The sequence below is a fragment of the Variovorax sp. KBS0712 genome, assembly GCF_006323185.2.
In the GTDB taxonomy this organism is placed as follows: domain Bacteria; phylum Pseudomonadota; class Gammaproteobacteria; order Burkholderiales; family Burkholderiaceae_C; genus Variovorax; species Variovorax boronicumulans.
The window spans coordinates 234354-256735 of record NZ_VCCD02000005.1 but is presented as its reverse complement, the minus strand read 5'-3'; the positions used below and the strand labels follow the sequence as shown (position 1 = coordinate 256735).

Annotated in this window: 18 protein-coding genes; 12 read left to right on the top strand and 6 right to left on the bottom strand. The window is 67.0% G+C overall.

Features of this window, described 5'->3' with window-relative positions:
• Positions 1-8 precede the first annotated feature (8 nt).
• The 3 genes from FFI97_RS31865 to FFI97_RS31855 are packed head-to-tail and all read left to right on the top strand — an operon-like array spanning position 9 to position 4083.
• Entirely contained in the window at positions 9-1655 is a 1647-nt protein-coding gene (locus FFI97_RS31865) for an ABC transporter permease (protein ID WP_062477436.1), read from the top strand.
• A 32-nt stretch (positions 1656-1687) separates the two neighbouring features.
• Positions 1688-2668 (top strand): ABC transporter substrate-binding protein, encoded by a 981-nt coding sequence (locus FFI97_RS31860; protein ID WP_139700676.1) that lies wholly within the window; start codon positions 1688-1690, stop codon positions 2666-2668.
• Entirely contained in the window at positions 2665-4083 is a 1419-nt protein-coding gene (locus FFI97_RS31855) for an L-serine ammonia-lyase (RefSeq protein ID WP_139700674.1), read from the top strand. Before FFI97_RS31860 ends, FFI97_RS31855 begins: the two co-directional genes overlap by 4 nt.
• A gap of 18 nt (positions 4084-4101) precedes the next feature.
• On the opposite strand, the gene FFI97_RS31850 is transcribed toward FFI97_RS31855, so the two are convergent.
• Together FFI97_RS31850 and FFI97_RS31845 are read right to left on the bottom strand one after the other, a co-directional pair.
• Entirely contained in the window at positions 4102-4731 is a 630-nt protein-coding gene (locus FFI97_RS31850; RefSeq protein WP_139700672.1) for a LysE family translocator, read from the bottom strand.
• 88 nt (positions 4732-4819) lie between these two features.
• Positions 4820-5515, bottom strand: coding sequence for a GntR family transcriptional regulator (locus FFI97_RS31845; RefSeq protein ID WP_260685246.1), 696 nt, complete (start codon positions 5513-5515; stop codon positions 4820-4822).
• A 284-nt stretch (positions 5516-5799) separates the two neighbouring features.
• Here FFI97_RS31845 and FFI97_RS31840 point away from each other — a divergent pair, with 284 nt between their 5' ends.
• Genes FFI97_RS31840 through FFI97_RS31815 form a run of 6 tightly spaced genes read left to right on the top strand, consistent with a single transcriptional unit; the run spans position 5800 to position 12352 of the window.
• A complete protein-coding gene (locus tag FFI97_RS31840) occupies positions 5800-6540 on the top strand; it encodes a DUF969 domain-containing protein (protein WP_139700670.1) in 741 nt (246 codons plus the stop codon).
• A gap of 5 nt (positions 6541-6545) precedes the next feature.
• Positions 6546-7502, top strand: coding sequence for a DUF979 domain-containing protein (locus FFI97_RS31835; protein ID WP_095747223.1), 957 nt, complete (start codon positions 6546-6548; stop codon positions 7500-7502).
• A gap of 10 nt (positions 7503-7512) precedes the next feature.
• On the top strand, positions 7513-8190 hold the full coding sequence (gene pcp / locus FFI97_RS31830) for a pyroglutamyl-peptidase I (protein WP_139700669.1): 678 nt from the start codon (positions 7513-7515) through the stop codon (positions 8188-8190).
• Between the two features lie 34 nt (positions 8191-8224).
• Positions 8225-8995, top strand: coding sequence for a LamB/YcsF family protein (locus FFI97_RS31825; RefSeq protein WP_139700667.1), 771 nt, complete (start codon positions 8225-8227; stop codon positions 8993-8995).
• A gap of 8 nt (positions 8996-9003) precedes the next feature.
• Positions 9004-10593 (top strand): 5-oxoprolinase/urea amidolyase family protein, encoded by a 1590-nt coding sequence (locus FFI97_RS31820; protein WP_139700829.1) that lies wholly within the window; start codon positions 9004-9006, stop codon positions 10591-10593.
• A 16-nt stretch (positions 10594-10609) separates the two neighbouring features.
• Positions 10610-12352 (top strand): acetyl/propionyl/methylcrotonyl-CoA carboxylase subunit alpha, encoded by a 1743-nt coding sequence (locus FFI97_RS31815; RefSeq protein ID WP_139700665.1) that lies wholly within the window; start codon positions 10610-10612, stop codon positions 12350-12352.
• A 13-nt stretch (positions 12353-12365) separates the two neighbouring features.
• Here FFI97_RS31815 and FFI97_RS31810 read toward each other — a convergent pair whose 3' ends face one another.
• The 4 genes from FFI97_RS31810 to FFI97_RS31795 form a co-directional block, all read right to left on the bottom strand.
• Positions 12366-12677: a hypothetical protein gene (locus tag FFI97_RS31810; RefSeq protein ID WP_139700663.1), complete on the bottom strand. Its 312-nt coding sequence runs from the start codon at positions 12675-12677 to the stop codon at positions 12366-12368.
• Positions 12678-12781: 104 nt separating this feature from the next.
• Positions 12782-15130 carry a phospholipase D-like domain-containing protein gene (locus FFI97_RS31805; RefSeq protein ID WP_139700661.1) on the bottom strand — a complete coding sequence of 783 codons (2349 nt, stop codon included), beginning with the start codon at positions 15128-15130 and terminating at the stop codon, positions 12782-12784.
• Positions 15131-15169: 39 nt separating this feature from the next.
• Positions 15170-18589, bottom strand: coding sequence for a type VI secretion system Vgr family protein (locus tag FFI97_RS31800; RefSeq protein ID WP_139700660.1), 3420 nt, complete (start codon positions 18587-18589; stop codon positions 15170-15172).
• A 25-nt stretch (positions 18590-18614) separates the two neighbouring features.
• Complete coding sequence (locus FFI97_RS31795; protein WP_139700658.1) at positions 18615-19433, bottom strand: hypothetical protein; 819 nt, start codon at positions 19431-19433, stop codon at positions 18615-18617.
• A 160-nt stretch (positions 19434-19593) separates the two neighbouring features.
• Here FFI97_RS31795 and FFI97_RS31790 point away from each other — a divergent pair, with 160 nt between their 5' ends.
• The 3 genes from FFI97_RS31790 (at position 19594) to FFI97_RS31780 (ending at position 22365) form a co-directional block, all read left to right on the top strand.
• Positions 19594-20436 carry a M15 family metallopeptidase gene (locus tag FFI97_RS31790; RefSeq protein WP_370681903.1) on the top strand — a complete coding sequence of 281 codons (843 nt, stop codon included), beginning with the start codon at positions 19594-19596 and terminating at the stop codon, positions 20434-20436.
• 60 nt (positions 20437-20496) lie between these two features.
• On the top strand, positions 20497-20790 hold the full coding sequence (locus FFI97_RS31785; protein WP_062481115.1) for a PAAR domain-containing protein: 294 nt from the start codon (positions 20497-20499) through the stop codon (positions 20788-20790).
• A gap of 102 nt (positions 20791-20892) precedes the next feature.
• A complete protein-coding gene (locus FFI97_RS31780; protein ID WP_139700656.1) occupies positions 20893-22365 on the top strand; it encodes a hypothetical protein in 1473 nt (490 codons plus the stop codon).
• Positions 22366-22382 lie beyond the last annotated feature (17 nt).

Genomic DNA, 22382 nt, shown 5'->3' with positions numbered 1-22382 from the left:
CGCACGCCATGAAAATCAACTGGTGGCCTTGGGGTTTCCTGACCCTGCTCAGCCTCGTGCTGCTGCTGTTCTTCGTGTTCTACCCGCTGGGCACGCTGTTCGTGAACAGCGTACGCGACGAGTCGGGCGCGTTCTCGCTGTCCGGCTTCATCACCTTGCTGCAGGACAGCGAATACCTGCTCGCGTTCCGCAACACGCTGGTGCTCGGCGTGTCGGTCACGGCCTGCACCGTGGCCGTGGGCGTGCCCTTTGCCTACATGGTGGCGCGCTACGACTTCCCGCTGAAGAACCTGGTGGCGGTGCTGCCGATCATGACCATCGTGATCCCCGAGATCATCGTCGGCCAGTCGTGGCTGCTGCTGCTGGGAAACAACGGGCTGGTGACCAACCTGCTCGCCGGCGCGGGCATCACGCTGCCGACCTTCTACGGCTGGACCGGCATGGTGTTCTCCATGACCTTGGTCTACTACACCTACATCTACCTGGGCGTGCTGGCCGCGCTGCGCGGCTTCGACGGCCAGCTCGAAGAGGCCGGCCTGAGCCTGGGCACCTCGCCGCTGGTGACCAAGCTGCGCGTGCTGGTGCCGGTGATCCTGCCGGCGGTGCTGGTCAACGCGCTGGTGGTGTTCACGCTGGTGGTGGGCAACTTCGCGCTGTCGGTGGTGCTGGGCAGCAGCGTGCCGCTGCTGTCGGTCATGACGTACAACGCCTTCGTCGGCGAGATGGGCGGCAGCCCCACGCTGCAAAGCGCGATGTCGGTGGTGTCCATCGGCATCGTGGCCATCGTGCTGTTCTTCCAGAAGCGCGTGGTCGAACGCAAGATCTACACGATGACGCAGGGCCGCGCGCCCGCCGTGGTGCGCGTGCGCTCGGGCGCGGCGGTGTTCTACACGCTCAGCGTGGGCGTGATCATCGTGCTGTCGATGCTGCCGCTGCTCATCGTCTTCGTGGGCGCCTTCACCGAGACCAGCGGGCCCGTGATGCGCTGGGGCCAGTGGTCGCTGTCGAGCCTGGAACGCGCGCTGCGCGGTGCGCCCGAGCCGATCATCAACTCGCTGAAGTTCGCCTCGATGGCCACCGTGGTGGGCGTGGCCTTCGCGGTGCTCGTGAGCTACCTGACGATCAAGAAGCGCAACCCCTTCACCCAGCTGCTGGACTACATCGTGGTGCTGCCGCTGACCATCTCGGGCACGGTGCTGGGCATTGCGCTGGTGCAGACCTTCAACACCGGCTGGCTGGTGCTGGCGGGCACCTCGGGGATCATGGTGCTGTGCTACACGGTGCGCCGCCTGCCCTTTGCGGTGCGCAATGCGTCGTCGACGCTGTTCAACATCTCGGACTCCATCGAGGAGGCCTCGATCAGCCTGGGCGTGTCGCCGCTGAAGACCTTCTTCAAGGTGCTGCTGCCGGCCATGAAGGCCTCGATCATCTCGGCCGCCATCCTGATGTGGGTGACCACGATCTCGGAGCTGTCGGCCTCCATCGTGGTCTACACGGGCGGCCTGGAGACCATGCCCATCGCCATCTTCCGCCAGGTCGACGGCGGGCGCCTGGGCCTGGCCTCGGCCTACGGCGCGGCGCTGGTCAGCGTGATCCTGCTGCCCATCGTGGTGGCGATCAAGGTGTTCCGCATCAACCTCTTCTCCAGCAAATGACCCACCCATTCACTTCAACCTGCGAGGTTTTCATGTCCTTCAAGTCCCTGGCGAAATGCGCGTTCGCGACCCTGGCCTTCACGGCGGGCGTCGCGGGTGCGCAGACGGTGGTGCTCTATTCGTCCAACAACACCGAGACCGTCGAGACCGCGCTGGCCGTGGTCAAGAAGAAGGCGCCCGGGCTCACCGTGCAGCAGGTCACGGGCGGCACCGGCACGTTGATGAAGCGCATCCAGGCCGAGGCCAAGAACCCGCGCGGCGACGTGCTGTGGAGCGGCGGCTTCGGCACACTGGGCGCCTACAAGGACCAGATGGCGCCCTACAAGTCGCCCGATCTCGCGGCCGTGCCCGCGGCCTTCCGCGGCCCGAACGACCTGTGGGTCGGCACCAACGTGCATGTCATGGTGATGATGGTCAACGAGCGCCAGCTCAAGGGCATGCCCGCGCCCAAGACCTGGTCGGACCTGATGCGCCCCGAATGGAAGGGCAAGTTCGCCATCACCGACCCGAGCAAGAGCGCCACGGCCTACATGCTGGTGTATGGCCTGCTCAAGCAGTTCGGCCGCGACGGCCTGGGCAAGCTGGCGGCCAACGCGGTCGTCACCGCCTCGTCGGGCAGCACCTACAAGGGCGTGGCCGCCGGCGAGTACCCGGTGGGCCTGACCATCGAGTACGCGGCGCAGGAGTACGTGGCGGGCGGCCAGAAGGAGATCAAGCTGGTCTACCCCACCGAGGGCAGCTACCTGGCGCCCGAAGGCATGTTCATCGTGAAGGGCGCGAAGAACATGGACGCCGCCGTCGCGCTCTACAACGGCCTGCTGAGCAAGGAAACGCAGCAGGAGCTGCTGGTGAAGAACTTCCGCCGTCCGGTGCGCAGCGACATCGCGGTGTCCAAGCTCACCTCGCTGCCCGACCTGAGCGCCATCAAGGTCTTCCCGCTCGACCAGGAAGCGGCCTCGGCGGAGTACGAGCAGCTCGTGGCGCTGTGGAACCTGGCGGTGAAGGCGCGGTGACAAGTACGGCGAAGGCGCCTTCGACGCCGGTCAGCGCCTTCGATCTGTTCAAGATCGGCATCGGCCCCTCGAGCTCGCACACGGTCGGGCCGATGATCGCGGCGCGGCAGTTCGCTTGCCTGCTGCAATCGCAAGGCCTGCTGCCGCAGGTGGCCGCGCTGGTGACGCAGCTGTACGGCTCGCTGAGCGCCACCGGCCGCGGCCACGGCACCGACCGCGCCGTGCTGCTCGGGCTCGCAGGCCACCGGCCGGACCGGATCGATCCCGACACCATCGAGCCCGCCATCGCGGCCATCCGGCGCGAGCGGCGGCTGCATCTGCTCGGCACGCACGCCGTGGCGTTCGACGAGAAAGAGCACCTGCTCTTCCTGCGCAAGAGCCTGCCCCGGCACCCGAACGGCCTGCGCTTCATCGCGCTGGATGCGCAGGGCCAGACCTTGGCTGAGGCGGACTACTTTTCGGTCGGTGGCGGCTTCGTCGTCGATGCGCAGGGCGAGAGCGTGCGCAACGAAGCCGGCGTGCAGCGCCCGGCGCCGGCCGCCTTGCCCTTCGCCTTCGACAGCGGCGCGGAACTGCTGGCGCAATGCCGCGCGCAGGGCCTGTCGATCGCCGCGCTGATGATGGCCAACGAAACGCAGTGGCGGCCGCAGGTCGAGGTGCGGTCGGAGCTGCTGCAGGTGTGGGACGCGATGGCCGGCGCCGTGCGCCGCGGCTGCGCGAGCACCGGCACCCTGCCCGGGCGCATGCAGGTGCGGCGGCGCGCGGCCGACCTGTTCGCTCAGCTGCAGGGCAGCGGCACGGCGCAGGCCGCGCCCGACCCGCTCGTGGCGATGGACTGGGTCAACCTGTACGCCATGGCCGTCAACGAGGAGAACGCGGCCGGCGGACGCGTGGTCACCGCGCCCACCAACGGCGCGGCGGGCGTGATCCCGGCGGTGCTGCATTACCACCAGCGCTTCTTTCCCGGCGCGGGCGACGAGGCGGTGATCGAGTTCCTGCTCACCGCCGCGGCCATCGGCATCCTCTACAAGAAGAACGGCTCGCTCTCGGGCGCCGAGGTCGGTTGCCAGGGCGAGGTCGGCGTGGCCTGCTCGATGGCGGCGGGCGCGCTCGCCGCGGTGATGGGCGGCACGCCGGGGCAGGTCGAGAACGCGGCCGAGATCGGCATGGCGCACAACCTGGGCATGACCTGCGACCCGGTCAGCGGGCTGGTTCAGATCCCGTGCATCGAGCGCAACGCGATGGGCGCGGTGAAGGCCATCAACGCGGCGCGCATGGCCCTGCGCGGCGACGGCTCGCACTTCGTGTCGCTGGACAAGGTCATCCAGACCATGATGCAGACCGGCGCGGACATGAAGACCAAGTACAAGGAAACCTCGCGCGGCGGCCTCGCCGTGAACATCGTCGAGTGCTGACCGCCGCGCGGTCGCGGCTCAGCCTGCAGGCCGGCGCGTGAACGCGAGGATCAGCCCGAAGCCGACCATCATGCTGCCGCTCACGCGGTTGAACCAGCGCATCGCGCGGCTGCCGTTGGCCAGCCGGCGCATGCGCGCGCCGAGCAGCGCATACAGCGCGATCGCGACCAGCTCGAACACCAGGAAGGTCACGCCCAGCAGCACGTAGCTCGACGCGTACGCGCCGGGCACCACGAACTGCGGGAAGAAGGCGGTGAACACCAGGATCGCCTTCGGGTTGCCGGCCGCCACCGTGAACTCCTGGCGCACCAGCGCGCGCATCGACGGCGGCGCGGCCTCGTGCGCCTGCACTTGCGCGGTCGGTGCCGGCGCGCGCAGCAGCCGGACGCCGATCCACACGAGGTACGCGGCACCGATGTACTTGATGACATCGAAGGCCAGCTCCGAGGCCACCAGCACCGCGCCCATGCCCAGGCCCGCGATGGCGATCATGACCGCGAAGGCCACGAGCCGGCCGCTCGCCGCGATCACGGCCGGCGACACGCCGTGCATCGCGCCGTTGGTGACCGACAGCAGGTTGTTGGGGCCGAACGCCATGTTGATGGCGAAGCAGGCGGGCAGGAACAGCAGGTAGGCGGACAGGGTCATGGCGCATCCGGCGGTGGGGGTGGCGGGGTGGTCATTATTTCAGCACCTCGCCCCGCGCGCAGGTGCACCGATGCGAAGCCGGGGCGGCCTATTCCACGTCCGTCATCTGCCGCGCGTAGACGGCGAGCACGATGCGCTCGGAGTGGATGAGGTAGTCGTTCAGCGCCGCCGAGCCCTCGGCGAACTTGCCGGCCTCGATGAGCTCGAGCAGCTTCGTGTTCATGTCCACGTAGGGCGCGTGCAGGAACTCCGGGTCTTTCAGCAGCCCGAAGGCCAGCCGCAGCTCGACCAGGATGTGGGCGAACAGCACGTTCAGCCGCTCGCTGTCGGCCAGCTCGACGATGCCCTTGTGGAACTCCATGTTGGCCGTGCCCACGCCCAGCCAGTCGCCGGCGTCTCGGCATTTCAGCGCCATCTCGACCGCCTCGCGCATGTGCTTCTTGGCGGGGTGGCGCGGGTAGGCCTGCGCCAGCGCCTGGCACTCGATGAGCCGGCGCACGCGGTAGATGTCGATGATCGACGCGATGCTCGGCACCGCCACGAACACGCCGCGGTTCGGCGCGTGCTTGAGCAGGCCTTCCTTGGTCAGCGTGCGGAACACCTCGCGCAGGGTGTTGCGCGAAATCTCCAGGCTGTCGGCCAGCGCGGCCTCCGACAGCCGCTGCCCCGGCGAGAACTCGCCCTTCACGATCTTCTGGCGGATCAGCTCGGCCACGCGGTCGTTGAGCGTGAGCGCGCCGGCGGCCGGCGAGGTGGGGGAGGCGGGGGAATCCAGTCGGGTCATGCCGGTCGGTCGGAGGGGAAAAGGGAGGGGCGCAGCGAGCCTGCGTTGTAACAGACGGCTCCCGCACCACGCCGTGCCCGTGCACCGAAACGCGCCCGTTTCAGGGTTTTCATGGGGGTATTCAGGCACTGTTGTTGGGCACACTACATGAAATTGTTCAACAACTTGTTTGAAATGAGTGATTCATAAGAAATGAATTGCTCATTCATTGGCATGAGGTTTGCATCAATCGACCGCACCGGTGCCCCTGCGCCGGTGTTTTGCATTGCAACGAAAGACCAACCATGACACCTGAAGTCCCCCTGTGGCCGCTGATCGGCGTGGCCGTGATCATTGCGGGGTTCATCCTGCGCTTCAATCCGATGCTGGTGGTGATCGTCACGGCCATCGTCACGGCGTTCGCCGCCGGCTTCGGCCCGATGGCGATCCTCACGGCCATCGGCACCGGCTTCATCAAGACGCGCAACCTGCCGCTGATCATTCTTCTGCCGCTGGCGGTGATCGGCCTGCTGGAGCGCCACGGCTTGCGCCAGCACGCGCAGAATTGGATCAGCCGCATCAAGTCGGCCACCGCCGGCCGCCTGCTGATCGTCTACCTCGCGGCGCGTGAACTCACGGCGGCCATGGGCCTGACCAGCCTGGGCGGCCATCCGCAGATGGTGCGTCCGCTGCTCGCGCCGATGGCCGAAGGCGCCACCGAAACGCGCTACGGCAAGCTGCCCGACCGCATCCGCCACAAGCTGCGCGCCTACGCCGCGGCCACCGACAACGTGGGCCTGTTCTTCGGCGAAGACATCTTCGTGGCCTTCGGCGCCATCGTGCTCATGACCACCTTCCTGCACGAAGCGGGCATCGACGTGGAGCCGCTGCACATTGCGATGTGGGGCATTCCGACGGCCATTGCCGCTTTCATCATCCACGCCTGGCGCCTGCGCCGGCTCGACCAGGCGCTAGCCCGTGAACTGGGCGGCGCTGCGCAAGCCGACGTGCCCGCCACCGCCGTGCCCGCCAAGGAAGGACGCTGAGCATCATGATTCTCTCGATCCAGCACCTGTACCTCCTGGTCGGCTTCATCCTCGCCGTCACGGCCGTGATGACGCTGGCCGACCGCCAGCATCCCAAGCGCTACACCAGCGCGCTCTTCTGGGGCATCTATGCGCTGGTCTTCCTGGTCGGCGACAAGCTGCCGCCCGCGCTCGTGGGCGTCGGCGCGATCGGCATGGCCGTCATTGCCGGCCTGCGCGGCGTCGGTGCGGGCAAGCACCGCGAACCCACGCCCGAGCAGTACCAGGCCAGCGCCACGCGCCTGGGCAACAAGCTGTTCATTCCGGCGCTGGCGATCCCGCTGGTCACCGTGATCGGCACCGTGGGCATGAGCCACATCAAGCTCGGCGGCACGCTGCTGCTCGACCCCAAGAACACCACGCTGGTGAGCCTGGGCATCGGCTGCGTGGTGGCGCTGGCGCTGGCCTGCTGGCTGACGCGCGAGACGCCCGTGCAGGGCATGCGCGAGTCGCGCCGCCTGACCGACGCGCTCGGCTGGGCCGTGGTGCTGCCGCAGATGCTCGGCATGCTGGGCCTGGTGTTCTCCGACGCCGGCGTGGGCAAGGCGGTGGCGCACATCACCACCAGCTACATCAACATGGACATCCGCTTCGTCGCCGTGGCCGTGTACGTGCTGGGCATGGCGCTGTTCACCATCATCATGGGCAACGGCTTCGCGGCCTTCCCGGTGATGACGGGCGGCGTCGGCGTGCCGGTGCTGGTGGGCGTGTACCACGGCGACCCGGCCGTGATGGCGGCCATCGGCATGTTCTCGGGCTACTGCGGCACGCTCATGACGCCGATGGCGGCCAACTTCAACATCGTGCCCGCAGCGCTGCTGGAGCTGCCCGACAAGAACGCGGTGATCAAGGTGCAGATACCCACCGCGGCCGCACTGCTGGTGGTCAACATCTTCCTGCTGTACTTCCTGATGTTCCGCTGAGGCACCGCGCATGACCACCGCCACCGATGCCAAGGCACGCCGCGTGCTGCTCGCGGGCTTCGAGCCCTTCGAGAACGACCCGGTCAACCCCGCGTGGGAGATCGCCCGCGCGCTCGACGGCTGGAGCTGCGAAGGCGCCGTGGTGCAGGCGGTGCAGCTGCCCTGCGTGTTCGGCCGCGCCATCGACACGCTCGACGCTGCATTGATCGGCCCGCCGCTGCAGCTGGTGCTGTGCATCGGCGCGGCGGGCGGGCGCACCGAGATCTCGATGGAGCGCGCCGCGCTGAACATCGACGACGCGCGCATTCCCGACAACGCCGGCCAGCAGCCCATCGACCTGCCCGTGGTCAGGGACGGCCCGGCGGCCTATTTCTCGACGCTGCCGATCAAGGCCATGGTGCGCGACATGCGCGCGGCGGGCCTGCCCGCGGCCGTGTCGAACAGCGCCGGCACCTTCGTGTGCAACCACATCTTCTACGCGCTCATGCACAGGCTCGCGACGCGCCCGGCGCTGGCGCACACGCGCGGCGGTTTCGTCCACGTGCCCTACCTGCCCGAGCAGGCTGCCTCGAAACCCGGCGTGGCGAGCATGGCGCTGGCCGCGCAGGTCGAGGCCTTCCGCGTGGCGATCCGCACCGCGCTCACCGTGCGCAACGACGTGCGCGAAACCGCCGGCCGGCTGCATTGATTCCTGAGGCGTGCGTGCACGCCGGAGACCCCCGATGAACATCGACTTGAACAGTGACCTCGGCGAAAGCCTCGGCGTCTGGCGCATGGGCGACGACGCCGCCATGCTCGACATCGTCAGCAGCGCCAACGTGGCCTGCGGCTTCCACGCCGGCGACCCGGCGGGCATCCTGCGCACGCTGCGCCAGGCGAAGGAACGCGGCGTGGCCGTGGGCGCCCACGTGGCCTACCGCGACCTCGTCGGCTTCGGCCGCCGCAGCATGGACGTCGACAGCGCCGACCTGCGCGCCGACGTGATCTACCAGATCGGCGCCCTGAAGGGCCTGGCCGCCGCGGCCGGCACCGAGGTGCGCTACGTGAAGCCGCACGGCGCGCTGTACAACACCATCGCGCACGACGAGCGCCAGGCGCGCGACGTGATCGCCGCCCTGCGCGAGATCGACGCCAGCCTCGTGCTCGTCGCGCTCGCGGGCTCGCCGCTCGTGGGCTGGGCCGAGGCCCAGGGCCTGCGCGTGGTGGCCGAGGCCTTTGCCGACCGCGCCTACACGCCGCAGGGCACGCTGGTGTCGCGCCGCGAACCCGGCGCCGTGCTGCACGACGCGACCGACGTGGCCGAGCGCATGCTGCGGCTGGCCAACGAAGGCACCGTCACCGCCATCGACGGCAGCGTGGTGCGCATCCGCGCCGATTCGATCTGCGTGCACGGCGACAGCCCCGGCGCGGTCGAGATGGCGCGCCGCATGCGCGAGCGGCTCGTGCAGGCCGGCGTGACGATCCGCCCCTTCGCCGAGGCCCGCATCGCATGACGACCTCGATGCGCTTTCTTCGCGTCAACCTCAATGCCGTGCTGGTCGAGCTCGACGACCTGGCGCAGACGCTCGCGCTGCTGGCCTCGCTGCGCGCAGAGCCTCTCGCCGGCATCGACGAGCTGGTGCCCGCCGCGCGCACCATCCTCATCACCTTCCGCCCCGCCGTGCTGTCGGCGGCTGCATTGACGCACGCCGTGCGCCAACGAAAGCTCGACGCCCGCGAGACGCGCATCGACAAGCGCATCGAGATCCCCGTGCGCTACGACGGCGAAGACATCGCCGAAGTGGCCGGGCTGCTCGGCATCACGCCCGACGAGCTGGTGCGCCGCCACACCGGCAGCGACTACACCGTCGCCTTCACCGGCTTCGCGCCCGGCTTCGCCTACCTGAGCGGCGGCCACCCGAGCCTGAACGTGCCGCGTCGCGCGGTGCCGCGCACGCGCATCCCGGCCGGCGCGGTCGGCCTCGCGGGCAGCTTCAGCGGCGTGTACCCGCAGGCCAGCCCCGGCGGCTGGCAGATCATCGGCGTGACCGACACACCCATGTGGGACCTGTCGCGCGAAACGCCGGCGCTGTTGCAGCCCGGCGATGCGGTGCGCTTTGTCGATGCCTCGTCGTTGAAGGTGGCGTTGCCGGTGGCCGAGCCCGTGGTTGCGGCTCCCGCGCCTGCGGCCGTCGAAGGCGGCAGCGCCTTCGAGGTTCGCGCTGCTGGCTTGCAAGCGCTGTGGCAGGACGGCGGCCGCCATGGCCAGGCGCGGCAGGGCGTGTCCGCCTCCGGCGCGATGGACCAGCGCTCGCTGCAGGCGGCCAATCGACTGGTCGGCAATGCGTCGGATGCGGCCTGCCTCGAACTCGCCTACGGCGGCTTCCAGTTCGTCTGCCGCGGCAACGCAGTGATCGCTGTCACTGGCGCCGACGGCCCGCTCGCGCTGACCCGTGCCGACGGCGCGCAATGGCCGTTGCCGCGCTACCAGCCCGTCGCGCTGGCCGATGGCGACACCGTCACTGTCGGCGAGCCCGTCGCCGGCATCCGCAGCTACCTGTCTGTGCGCGGCGGCTTTGCCGTGGCGCCCGTGCTCGGCAGCTGCGCGACCGACACGCTCGCCCGCATCGGCCCGCCGGCCGTGGTGGCGGGCGACGTGTTGCCTGTGCGTAGCGTCGCCACCGGCGCCGTCGTCGGCGCCAACGAAGTGCCACCGACCGACCTGCCCACCGTGCAGGAAGAGGTCGTGCTCGACATCGTGCTCGGCCCGCGCACCGACTGGTTCACCGCCGACGCCGTCGAGCGCCTGTGTAGCCAGCCGTGGGTGGTGACGCCGCAGTCGAACCGCGTCGGCATCCGCCTGAACGGCGAAGCGCCGCTGGTGCGTGCCAACGCCGCCGAGCTGCCCAGCGAGGGCACGGCGCGCGGCTCGATCCAGGTGCCGCCCAGCGGCCAGCCCGTGCTGTTCCTGGCCGACCATCCGCTCACCGGCGGCTACCCCGTGATCGCGTCGGTTGCCACCCACCACCTGGACCGTGCGGGGCAGATCCCCGTGAACGCCCGCGTCCGCTTCCAACCGATGGCCGGCCCCCACGGCGCCATCGAACTTTGAGATCGAGAGTCCCGCGATGAAAAAAGTCCTGATCGCCAACCGCGGCGAAATCGCCGTGCGCATCGCACGCGCCTGCGCCGACCACGGCGTGCAGTCGGTCGCCGTCTACGCCGATCCCGACCTGAATGCGCTGCACGTGCGCCGCGCCGACGAGGCCTACGGCCTGGACGGCCACCGCCCGGCCGACACCTACCTCAACATTCCCAAGCTGCTGGCCATCGCCAAGCGCAGCGGCGCCGACGCCGTGCACCCTGGCTACGGTTTCCTCTCGGAAAGCGCAGCCTTCGCGCAGGCGGTGATTGACGCCGGCCTCACGTGGATCGGCCCTTCGCCCTCGGCCATCGCCACGTTGGGCGACAAGGTGCAGGCCCGCAAGCTCGCCCTGAAGGTCGGCGCACCGCTCGTCGCGGGCACGGCCGACCCGGTCAGCAACGCGGGCGAGGTGCTCGCCTTTGCCGAACAGCACGGCCTGCCGATCGCCATCAAGGCGGCCTTCGGCGGCGGCGGGCGCGGCATCAAGGTCGCATGGCGGCTCGACGAGGTCGAAGGCCTCTACGAATCGGCCGTGCGCGAAGCCATCACCGCCTTCGGCCGCGGCGAGTGCTACGTTGAGCAGTTCCTCGACCGCCCGCGGCACGTCGAAGCGCAGGTCGTCGCCGACACGCACGGCAACGTCGTCGTGCTCGGCACGCGCGACTGCTCGCTGCAGCGGCGCAACCAGAAGCTGGTCGAAGAAGCGCCCGCGCCCTTCCTGAGCGACGCGCAGCGCGAGCGCATCCACCAGTCGGCGCGCGACATCTGCGCGGCCGCGGGCTACACCGGCGCCGGCACCGTCGAGTTCATGCTGAGCGCGAGCGGCGCCATCTCCTTCCTCGAGGTCAACACGCGCCTGCAGGTCGAGCACCCCGTGACCGAGGAGACCACCGGCATCGACCTCGTCATCGAGCAGCTGCGCATCGCCGAAGGCCTGCCGCTGTCCGTCAAGGAAACGCCCGCACCGCGCGGCCATTCCTTCGAATTCCGCATCAACGCCGAAGACGTGGGCCGCGGCTTCCTGCCGACGCCCGGCCCCGTCCATGTGTTCGACGCTCCCTCGGGGCCCGGCGTGCGCGTGGACACCGGCGTCGACGCCGGCTCGCAGGTGCCCGGCACCTTCGACTCGCTGATGGCCAAGCTCATCGTCACCGGCGCCACGCGCGCCCAGGCGATTGCACGCGCACGCCGCGCCCTCAAGGAATTCCGCATCGAAGGCTTGGCCACGGTGCTTCCGTTTCACCGCGCGGTGATGGCGCACCCCGACTTCGTGTCGGAAGACGCCTTCAAGGTCCACACGCGCTGGATCGAGACGGACTTCGCGAACGACGAGGCGGCAGGCATGCGGCCCGATCCGCTGCCGGATGCCTCGCTGCACCGCACGGCCATCGAGATCGACGGGCGACGCATGTCGCTGGGGCTGCCGGCGGAGTTGCTGCGTGGGTTGGCGTCGGAGGGTGGTGGTGGTGCTGCTGCGCCTGGCGTTGTAGCGAACGCACCGGCGGCCGATGCCGCTGCTGTGGCTGCGCCGGTGTCGGGCACGCTGCAAGGCTGGAAAGTCGCGGACGGCGATGAGGTCGCCGAAGGCGCGGTGATCGCGGTGATGGAGGCGATGAAGATGGAGATGCAGGTGGTTGCGCACCGCGCTGGGCGCATCGTGTTCGCGGCGGCGGCGGCGGCGGGGGGCTATGTGGCGGCTGGGACGGCGATTGCGCGCATTGGGTGAATGAGGGCGGCCGTCAAGGCTTGAGGAACAGGGCGACGAGCCCTGAAACGATGCAGGGTGCGAAGGTCACGGCGGCCATGTAGGTCTCGAGACGCGCGCCTGTATCGCGTGCATCGACGAGCAGGTGGCGCGCAACAAGATAGATCAAGGCGGCACTGGCCAAAAGAACCACGAACAGCCATGCCTTCGACAAATAGGGCATCCACGAAGGATGCGGACTGAAGCGATGAATGACCAGAGCGATGGTGCAGAACACCGACAGCGCGCTCGCGGAAAGTAGAGCGCCTCCAACCAGCAGACCCAAGACGTTGGGTGGGCTATCCATGCGCCGGCTCCCTCTGAGAAAAAATCAAGTCTTCCATTCGATGTCTCGAGTTACTTTCGATATCGACAGTACACACCAAGGGACGATCGGTCGCAGTCACGCTTTCAGGCACGCATCATCTCCGTGTCCTTGACGCGCGGACGCTCGTGATCCGCAATAAGCTGAGGCGAGTTCTGAGGCGGTTTCGGTGTCGCTCCTTCTTTCGAGCCCCATGCCAATGGCATTTCAACCCAGAACCCCTTGATGCCCGCGTTGAGCTTGGCCATGGCTTCGCCGGCTTTGTGCCTTCCCTGAGGGTCCATGAAGGCGGGCTGCAGCGGCGGTGTCATCGAGAACGTCAAAGACTCCTTGTTCACCCCATTCTTGTCCTTGAATTTCTTCGTGAAACCCTTCACGCGCCCTTCAGTCAGCGTGCCGTGGGCATCGCGTGGCGTGTGGAGAAAAACTTCGTTGTAGACGGAGCGATTGCTCGCGGCCAGTTGACGAATGCCCTTGATGGTCGAGGCTTGCAATGGCTTCTCGAGGTCAACCCCAGCGGGCGCCTCTTGCTTCTTCACCCCTGTGGTCTTGCGATCGACCAACATTCCCAGGTGCTTTTTCCACGCCTGCAGGCGAAGTTCACGTGCGAAGCCTCGCGTGATGCACTGCACCCCTGCGCCGACATCGGTCATCGCTGCATTGCTCGTGTCCACCACCACGGCCGCTAGCTCGGTGTCGCCGTTGCCGTTCAGGCTTCGGTCGTTGATGTTGGCGCTTCCGATGATGGCCACAGCATCGTCGACGATGGTCAGCTTGCTGTGCACATAGATCATTTCAGTGATGACATTGCTGCCGCTCTGCCCGTAGTTACGGACATTGAGTACGGTCAGGTAGTCGCGCCATTGGTCCTGCATCCCATGCTTTTGCAGGACGTCACGCACGGCGGGATTGGTCTTTGGCGCTTCCCGCAGCCCCCATGCCTTCATGTGCTTTGCGACGATCGTCGCGTTGATCCGATTGATCAAGCTATTGTTGGCGCGGCTCACGCCCTGCAGGGCCCACCAGGTTTGGGACTTGGTTCCTTCAATCTCAAGCTGACCCTCAGGGTGTTCGGGCAACACGAGGTACACGTGGAACGCCCGGCCGGCATAGATGGCTCGCCCCACGGCATTCGCCAGTTCCTTGATGATCGGGTTCTTGGAAGGACACGCCGTCCCTCGCTGATCGGTGCCGCAATCTGACATGAAAAACTGGTTCTCGATGTAGACGAACGCCTGCGCTGCCCGAATGCAATTGACCATTGCATCCCGGATACTCGTTTGATGCGTTCCTTTCCACGAAGTGCGTGCCGCCTGGACCACCTTGCGACGCTTGTCATTCGGCGATTTCCAATCGTCATTGATGTACTTGTAGTGATCTCCCCATAGTTTGACTTCGTCGTTGAGTTGGGCGGAGGAGGCCGATCGGCAAATCTGAACGTCGCAGCTGCCGCCGCCTCGTTTCAGCGGGTCGATCAGGTAACTGGGGCCCTTGGCCCTGTCGAACCATCCTGCGTCCATTCCCGAATCGAAGCGGTTTGTCCCTGTTCCCGCGAAGCTGTTCCAGCGCAGCACAAAATTGACGAACACGTCGAAAGCCGCCGGGCCTTCGATGCGCATGGCGATGTCCTGCCAAGGCTGGCGAGGCTGGGTAGCCTCATTGAACATGCGCTCTTTGCTGTTGTTGTTGCTCGAGTAGGGCGGGGCAAAGCCGGGCCGTCCATTGGACTCTTTTGTCAATCCAAGCTCTGCGCTGGTCGGTGCCCGATAGGGGTCTAGTTGTCCGTTGTACCCATCGTTGATGACGTGCAGGGAGCGATTCATCACGACGTCGCATGCATCCGTGTCCCAGCGCCCGTAGGCGAGATCGATCCCGCCGACAAAGGCAATCTGACCATCGACGATCACCGATTTTTGATGGTGGGAGAAGAAGATATTGGCGTCGGCCGCCTTTCCAACTGAGCGCTTGGTCGAGTACTCCCACGTCACAGAATTTCGACCGGTGTTGGGGTTCTGAAGCATCACTTGAATCGACCCCTTACCCGGAGGCAGTCTGTTCAGCTTGGGCTGCGACGTATCGTCATGGGTGTCCAAGGCGTACACGACAGAGTCATACAGGATCACTCTCACGTGAACGCCGCGTTGCAAGGCATCTGCCAGCAACTCCGACAGCCGCCCCGGATGCTTCGGGTCGCCTCGATTGTCCAACTCGACGTCATAGTCGAGCTGCCAGCCCGTGATCATGATGAAGCTCTTTGCACTGCGGATCGCATCTGCGACAGCCTTCATGTAGCTCTTGCCGTTGATATACCCCGCGCACTTGTTGCCATAGCGGGGGAAGGCGAAGGGCTGGTTCAAATCAAAGTACTGATTGCTGACAGTCGCTTTCGTATTGGGAACGATCTGTGCGGTGTACTGATCGATTGAATCGGTCATTCAGAGATAACCTCTTGATTGCTCGTCGCCAGATGGAGATCAGGCGTCGATTTTTGGCTTGATTGGATTGAGCCCTGGGACATCAGCGTCACTCTTCGCATGTTCTTCGAGCCAATCGCGCTTGATGTCATCCAGGTCTCGACCATCCGCTGCGAAATTCAGGGCATCCAGAATCTTCTCCGGCATGACGCCCTTTTCGTCGCCGGTCCAGCGGGCAGGCTTCAGCACCATGGCTGTCAGTCCACTCACCAGCCAGACTTTTCCCGTGCCGATTTCTTGATGAACGGAACGTTGTTCGTCGTCACTGAGTTTGATCAGGCCGTCCGAACCGACGGTGCCTGTTGCCAGGGTGGAACTCCAGTGTTCGTCGCTGAACACTTGTGGGGGAACGCTGCCATCTTCCGTTTGGGTGTCCGTGACCACGATATGCCATGGCTGGCCCACCGGGACTGCACCTGACTCCCCCGGAATGTCCTGCAGGGAAAGTGCAAACTTGATGGGCTCCAATGCAGAAGCAGGGGCGACCGGCAGCGGATAGCTCATCCTCGTCGGCCCGGCCAACTTCCGCTGCACCGAGTGATAAGTGATCTTCCCCGGACACTCGAACGTGATGTCCCCATCCTGCAGCGTGATCGACGCGCCCTGCGCCGTCGCGATGCGGATCTTCTTCTTGGCCGCGAACTCCACCGTCTGGTCGGTGCTCGCGATCTTCAGGGCCTCCTTGGCCTGCACGCGCAGCTCGTCGTGCTGCGCCTGGAAGTCCAGGTCGTCGTTGCCTGCGATGACCGACAGGCCTGTTTCTGCATCGGCCTTCTGCGCCCCGGCCAGCACCCCGATGGCCTGGCCGCTGTGCACGCGCAACACGTCGGCCAGTGCCAGGTTGATGTCGCCGCCGCTGGCCAGCGTGGCGGTCTCGCCGCTGACGACCTGCAGCTGCTGGCCCGCCACCATCGCCAGGCCGCCGCGCGCGGCCAGTGCGATCACGGCGTCGCTGGTGTGGGGCACCTTGCCTTCGCCGGTGGCGATGGCCTTGTCTGCCGCATCTGCGTAGGCGGTGTCGAGCGCATCGGCCGTCGCCATGCCGCTGGCGGTGCGCTCCATCGCGGCGTAGGGGGCGCGTTCCTTGTCGAGCTGGGATTCGTTGGCCTTGTTCGCGCCGATGTGCCCGGCCAGTTGCACGGTCTCGTGGGTCCTGGCGGCATCGCTCAGCGTCTGGCCCAACTGCTGCACCTGCTTGAGCAGCGCCATGCCGGCGGCGAAGTCGCCCACAGGTTCGAGCTTCTGGCCGCCTGCGCCGTGGTAGGTGCTCAGCAAGACGCCCTTGCCGCCGCGCAGGGCGGCATAGCCGTCGGTGCGCAGCTCCAGGCCCTGGCCTCGGAAGCTGCCGCGGAAGTTGTCGGCCTGGTGGATCAGGTGGCCCAGGTTGAGCTGGCTGTGGGCGGTGCTGGCGTGCAGCTGCACGCGCAGCTGCTGGTTCGAATCGTCGAACACCAATTGGCTGAAGCCCTCGCCACCGAACTCCTTGGTCTTGAAGCCGCTCAGGGCCGCTGCATTGCGGTGGCCCTTGTCGTCGGCGCTGGCGCCGTGCCAGGGCGGGGCGTGGCCCGCTGCCAGGTTGGCCTGGGCGCTGGGCGAGGCGTTGCCGGCTTGGGCGAAGACGTCGTTGCTGTCGTTGCCCTGTTCGCTGTTCTCATCGGTGCGCGATGCGCCACCGGGCGTGGGGGCGAGGCCACCGTCGCCGCGGCCGTTGTACAGCGCGCCGACGATGACGGGCTGGTCCACATCGAGGTCGACGAACTTGACCAGCACTTCCTGCCCGATGCGCGGCAGCCACTGCCAGCCCATGCCGGGGCCCGCCTGGCGTTGGGCCACGCGGATCCAGCGGGTGCTGCGGTTGTCCTGGGCGTTGTCGCCGTTGCTGCTGTTGCCGTTGTCGTTCGATCCGTTCTGCCAGTGGAAGCGCACGCGCACGTCGCCGCGGTCGTTGCAGTACAGCTCGTCGGCGCCATTGGGCGAGGTCTCGCCCGAAGGTCCGACCACGATGGCGCTGTGCACGCCGCTGGCCGTGGGCCTGGCGTGCAGGCGGGCACCGTCGGCCGCGGCCAAGGCGGGGCGCCAGGGGCGTGGGGCGTGCACACCCGAGAAGCTGTTGGCGTAGCCCTGGGCCTGGGCTGTGGCGAGGCTCTGGGGCTGCGGATAGATGGTGTTGTCGTTGTTGCCTGCGCTGGTGGCTGCAGACACCAGCCCGAACACATCGGCCTCGGCCGTCACAGGGGCGCACGGCTGGTCGAACACGAGGTGCTCCGTCAGCGCACCCAGCTGCGCCGCAATCGACGCCGCCGTGTCCTTGGGCAGATTGTTGATGCCCACATGCTCGATGGTGTCCAGCAGCAGTGCCGGCTTGGCCTGCAGCCCGAGTGCGGGCGCGTCGTCGATCTCGAGGCGCGTGCCCGCGCGCAAGGTGCGCACGGTGCTGTGGCCCAGCATCAGGTCGGCGCGGCATTCGGCCGCTTCCATCATCAGGGCCGCGTAGCGCTCGACGGTGCGGTTGGTGTCCCAGCCGCGGCTGCGGTCGTTCAGGCCGAGCACGTCGTCGTATTCCAGCCGCGGGGCGTTCTTGCCGCCCACGGGAAAGCGCGCGGGTGCGCTGCCTGTGAGCTGGCGCTTGCCGTCGACGTTCCAGGCGCTCAGGTGCACCTGGGCCACCGACTGGCGCATGCGGCGCACCAGCGCCTGCACGGCGTCGCTGCGCTCCTGGGAGCTCTTGCGGTGAAAGCGAACGGGCGAGCCTGCATCGGCGGGCTGGGTGTCGTTCGACGAGAAGATGATGAGCTTGTGGCCCGTCGGGGCCTGGGCGTCTTCCTCGATGCGCCAGGCCAGGCCTTCTTCGACCAGCAGGCGCGAGAAGAAGTCGTAGTCGCTCTCTCTGTACTGGGTGCAGTAGGTGCGAACGGGGGCGTCGGCGAGGAAGCCGTTCACTTCGGAGGAGAAGGCCCAGCTGCCCGCATCCGCATACGGCGCGAGCACGCGTTCGATGATGTCTGCGATGCTGCGCTGCTGGAAGACCTGGCTTCGGCCTTGCTGGGTGGCCAGCCAGAGCCAGGGCACGAGCGTGAGGCGGTAGCGCGCCAGGCCGCCATCGGAGCCGAGCGACTCGACTGCGCGAATCAATCCAGTGCGCTTTGCGAGCGCGCCATTGGCCAGCACCGTAACCAGCGTCAGCGGCTGGTCGATCAGCGAAGACAGCGCCAGGTCCGCGCGCAGGCTCAGGCACACGATGCGCAACTCGAACAGCTGCGACACCGCTTCGCGCTGCACCCAGCCTTCCACGCGCAAGGCGTCGATGCTCTCGCGCGCGACACTGTTGGAGGACGACGAAGCACTCGGCGCTTCGAGGCGATACAGCCGCGCCGTCTGGCTCAGCTCGGCCCACAGGGCGCTGCGGTCAGCGGAAGGCATCGGGAATTCGCTCAGGTTCGGATGCTCAAGGTTTGCAAGGTGCGCCTGGCTTGCAGTCCGCCGTTGCGGCAGTGGCCTGCGCCGACGGTGCGGGGTCGGAGGTCTTGCTGCGCTTGAGCAGTGCGGTCAGCAGGTCGGTGTCGGGATCGGGCCCCTTCGGCCGTGCCGCCGTCTGCGCGAGGTCGGTGCGCGCGGCGGGCTTCGTTGCCTTGCTGGTGTTGGCAGCGGTCTTGACGGGCTTGCCGTTCGCGGCCGTGCGCACGGGCTTCTTCGAACCCGACGCGATGCGCTCCGGCTTCTTCGCGACTGCGGCGCTGGCCTTGCTGTCGGCGCCTGCCTTCTTCGAGGGGGAGGCCGCAGCAACGCGCGCAGGCTTCGCGGCCGGCGGCACAGCCATGGGCTGCGCACCGATGGCTGCGAACGGCGTGGAGGCTTGTTGTTGCTGTTGTGGTGTCGGCGGCGGCGTGCTGTCGCCTTCGATGATGCGTGCGGGCGTGGGCTCCGGTGCAGCGGCGGCAACAGGCGCGTCGGGCTTCGGTGGTTCCTTGGCGACAGGCGCTGCAACCGGCGCAGGCGTTGCTGCCGCCACGGTCGTGGCTGCTGCATCCGCGCGCTTCGATTGCAGGTGGTAGGTCGTGGCACCCGCCACACCGATCAACACCGCGAGCGAAGCCCACACGCCGGGCCGTGCGAAGAAGGAACGCGCGCCGCTCTCGCGGCCACCGAACTGTGCGAGCACCCGCGTGGATTCGCCGCCGGGTGCGGCGGTCGATGTGGCCGCGGTGGGGGCGCTCGAACCGAGCAGGCTCGGGCGGTCCTTGTGGGCGTCTGACGCGCCCATCATGGATGGGTGGTCCGGCTGGCTGCGGGCATGTGATTTCTCCCCTCGGCTTTATGTGGCGTGATCAACGCGATATCGCAATTGGGATGCAACAAGGTGCTGCGTGCGATGGGTTCAAATTTTTAAGCGACTCATACAATTGAGTGGCTCTCATTGAACACCGTTGATCTTCTTCACTCTCTTTTGTTATTTTGCCTTGATGGTGGCAGCACTTGCCATCTTCTTGTTCCCTTCTTTTCGTGACCGTGTGTTGCGAGCGACGGTCTCCATTTCTACTGCTATTGCATTCTTTTTTATTGGAATAGGACGCCGTCTTGGTTTTGTGTCCGAAGCAAGTTTTCAGTTGATGCGCGACAGCGGCTCGGGAGTGCGTACTTTTGCCGTAAGGCATCGCTACTTGTTGCTGTCGGGCATGGGTCTGCTTATCGTGCCGGTGTTGTTAAGTGTGACTTTCGGAAGTGGCCGGGTTCTGTTCTTCGACGACTGGGCCGCCACAAGCGATCCGAAGATCGAGGCCTTGCTCAAGGGCGAGCAGCTGGTGCCGCCACAGCCGTTGCCGCCCGAGGTGTTTGCCACCGCAGAGGTCGAGCAGATTCGTCCGCTCACGAAAGAAGGCAGTCGGGACTGGGCTGTTCTCGATGTGGACTTTCGTAATCGTTTGCTGCTCGTCTACAAGATCATGAAAGAAAAGCACGGCTACGACCTCGCATTGCTCGAGGGTTATCGCAGCCCCGAACGACAAGCCAAACTCGCTGCATTGGGCAATACAGTGACCATGGCGAAGGCCAATCAAAGCTATCATCAGTATGGACTTGCGGCAGACAACGCGTTCTATCGCAATGGCAAGCTGGTGATCTCTGAAAAAGATCCATGGGCCATGGAAGGCTATCGCCTCTATGGCGAAGCGGCCGAGTCCGTGGGCTTGGTGTGGGGTGGTCGATGGTCCTTCAGGGATTACGGTCACGTGGAGTACCGCAAGCCGGGATTTAAATTGTCACGCAACTGAATGCCGAGACGACATCTGTCGCACCGGCACACCACGAGGCAATCAAGGGGGAGAGTTCAAATGGGTGAGGATCAACCCGAGGCGGACAACGACCGCCCGTGGATCGTTCTGCATGACAAGACCGACCACGGTGGCTTCGTGATCACCGCATCCGAAAACACGCACATCGATGAACGGCGCGTGGCGCGCATCGGCGACATGGTGTCGTGCCCGCGGCCCGGCCATGGCATCAACCCCATCGTGACGGGCAGCGACTGCGTGTCGATCGATGGCCGTCGCGTGGCGCGCCACGGCGACCGGGCGGCCTGCGGTTGCAGGCTGTTGTCCAGTCAGATCGCTTCCGCGTCCGAATGACGGCGGTGTCTCCTTCTTCGGCTGCAGGCATGGCATGCGGTCACGCGACCGCGTGGGCCGCTGCCATCGCCATTGCGTGACGCAAGCGTTCGAAAACTCCGGATGCTGTCGCGACTGATCAAGCCCGTTCTTTTGGCCTGCGCCGTGTTCATCACGGTGTGGGTGCTCGTGATCGTCTACTGGCAGTACACGGCGCGCATGCCGAGCACGAGCGACATCGTGCTCTACCTTGTCGTGCTGCCGCTGGCGTTGATGCTCTTTCATGTGGTGCTGCGCCGCATCTTCACGGCTGCACCCGCTGCTGCATTGCCCGCAGCTGGGCCAACAGTGGCCGCAGGCGCCGCGGCCTCATCGAATGCCGTAGCAACCGAGGCGTCGCAGGAGCGCCTGCAGATGGCCGTGCTCGCCTTCGCCCTTCGCACGCCGCGCGGCAGCGATGCCGACACGGTGGCCACGGCGATCGGCCAGGCGCAGACGCCAGAGATCGTTCCCGAACTGCGTGACGGCGAAGGCTTCCCCGTCATCGCGGGCCGCGTCGAAGGCATCGACGAGAACGAACTGCGCGAGCACCTGCGCGAAAGCCTGCAACCGGCTGGCGAAGCTTTCGATGTCGATGCATTGCCCGACGACCGGTTGCGCGCGATCCACTTGATGTCCGACGTGCTGCAGGAGCTGCTGGCGTCCGCGGCCGAAGCCATCGCCAACGCGGGCGATGCGCTCGCGGTGCGCGCGCCCGGGCGCTTCGTGTCCAGCGGCGGCGTCATCCCGGGGCCGGCGGCGGCGCCGCAGCTGAGCATTTCGCTGCTGTTGCCGGGCGCATGGAGCGAGAGCGAACGCGCGATCGCCACGCAGTGGGTGCAGCAGCGCGTGCGCGAGGGCGATGCGTCGCAGCGCTGGCACGTCGACTGCTTCAAGAGCGAAGACGGCGTGTCCGGCATGGCGCTGCTCGACCGCATCAGCCTGTCGCTGCATCGCGAGCAAAGGCCCGCGCTGTGGATCGCGCTGGCGGCCGACTCCTCGGTGTCCGACGCGAGCATCGCGCGCTGGGAGGCAGACGGCCTGCTGTACACCGCCACGCGCCGCAAGGGCCGCGTGCCCGGTGAAGCCGCCGCGGGCCTGCTGCTCGTGCGCGCCGGCGATGCACTGCTGGCACCGGCCGAGGCCGTGCGCCTGTCGCGCAGCGCCAGCGGCCAGCGCGAGGCCTCGGCCGACACCGCGCGCACACCCGATGCGAGCCTGCTCGATCGCTTCGCCCAGCACCTGCTCGCCACCTCGACGCTCGAGACCGCCCAGGTCGACTGGGTCGTGAGCGACGCCGACCACCGCACCAGCCGCGTCACCGAAGTGGCCAAGCTCGTGCAGGAGCGGCTGCCGCACGTGCCCTTCGAAAACAACCTCTCCGTCTGCGCCACCCTGGGTCACCTGGGGGCCGCGGCCGACATGAGCGCCGTCGTGCTCGCGTGCCATCTGGCCGCGCGCGATGCACGGCACGTGCTCGCCATTTCCGTGCAGGACGCGCTCGCGCGGACGGCCCTCCTGGCCGGCCCGGCGAGCCCCGCGTCACCCGCTACTTAAACAGGACCGATTCCAGA

Excerpts from the sequence above, each read along its gene's own strand:
- FFI97_RS31865 (WP_062477436.1), top strand. The coding sequence starts at position 9 with ATGAAAATCAACTGGTGGCCTTGGGGTTTCCTGACCCTGCTCAGCCTC.
- FFI97_RS31860 (WP_139700676.1), top strand. The coding sequence starts at position 1,688 with ATGTCCTTCAAGTCCCTGGCGAAATGCGCGTTCGCGACCCTGGCCTTC.
- FFI97_RS31850 (WP_139700672.1), bottom strand. The coding sequence starts at position 4,731 with ATGACCCTGTCCGCCTACCTGCTGTTCCTGCCCGCCTGCTTCGCCATC.
- FFI97_RS31845 (WP_260685246.1), bottom strand. The coding sequence starts at position 5,515 with ATGACCCGACTGGATTCCCCCGCCTCCCCCACCTCGCCGGCCGCCGGC.
- FFI97_RS31840 (WP_139700670.1), top strand. The coding sequence starts at position 5,800 with ATGACACCTGAAGTCCCCCTGTGGCCGCTGATCGGCGTGGCCGTGATC.
- FFI97_RS31835 (WP_095747223.1), top strand. The coding sequence starts at position 6,546 with ATGATTCTCTCGATCCAGCACCTGTACCTCCTGGTCGGCTTCATCCTC.
- pcp (WP_139700669.1), top strand. The coding sequence starts at position 7,513 with ATGACCACCGCCACCGATGCCAAGGCACGCCGCGTGCTGCTCGCGGGC.
- FFI97_RS31825 (WP_139700667.1), top strand. The coding sequence starts at position 8,225 with ATGAACATCGACTTGAACAGTGACCTCGGCGAAAGCCTCGGCGTCTGG.
- FFI97_RS31820 (WP_139700829.1), top strand. The coding sequence starts at position 9,004 with ATGCGCTTTCTTCGCGTCAACCTCAATGCCGTGCTGGTCGAGCTCGAC.
- FFI97_RS31815 (WP_139700665.1), top strand. The coding sequence starts at position 10,610 with ATGAAAAAAGTCCTGATCGCCAACCGCGGCGAAATCGCCGTGCGCATC.
- FFI97_RS31810 (WP_139700663.1), bottom strand. The coding sequence starts at position 12,677 with ATGGATAGCCCACCCAACGTCTTGGGTCTGCTGGTTGGAGGCGCTCTA.
- FFI97_RS31805 (WP_139700661.1), bottom strand. The coding sequence starts at position 15,130 with ATGACCGATTCAATCGATCAGTACACCGCACAGATCGTTCCCAATACG.
- FFI97_RS31800 (WP_139700660.1), bottom strand. The coding sequence starts at position 18,589 with ATGCCTTCCGCTGACCGCAGCGCCCTGTGGGCCGAGCTGAGCCAGACG.
- FFI97_RS31795 (WP_139700658.1), bottom strand. The coding sequence starts at position 19,433 with ATGATGGGCGCGTCAGACGCCCACAAGGACCGCCCGAGCCTGCTCGGT.
- FFI97_RS31785 (WP_062481115.1), top strand. The coding sequence starts at position 20,497 with ATGGGTGAGGATCAACCCGAGGCGGACAACGACCGCCCGTGGATCGTT.
- FFI97_RS31780 (WP_139700656.1), top strand. The coding sequence starts at position 20,893 with ATGCTGTCGCGACTGATCAAGCCCGTTCTTTTGGCCTGCGCCGTGTTC.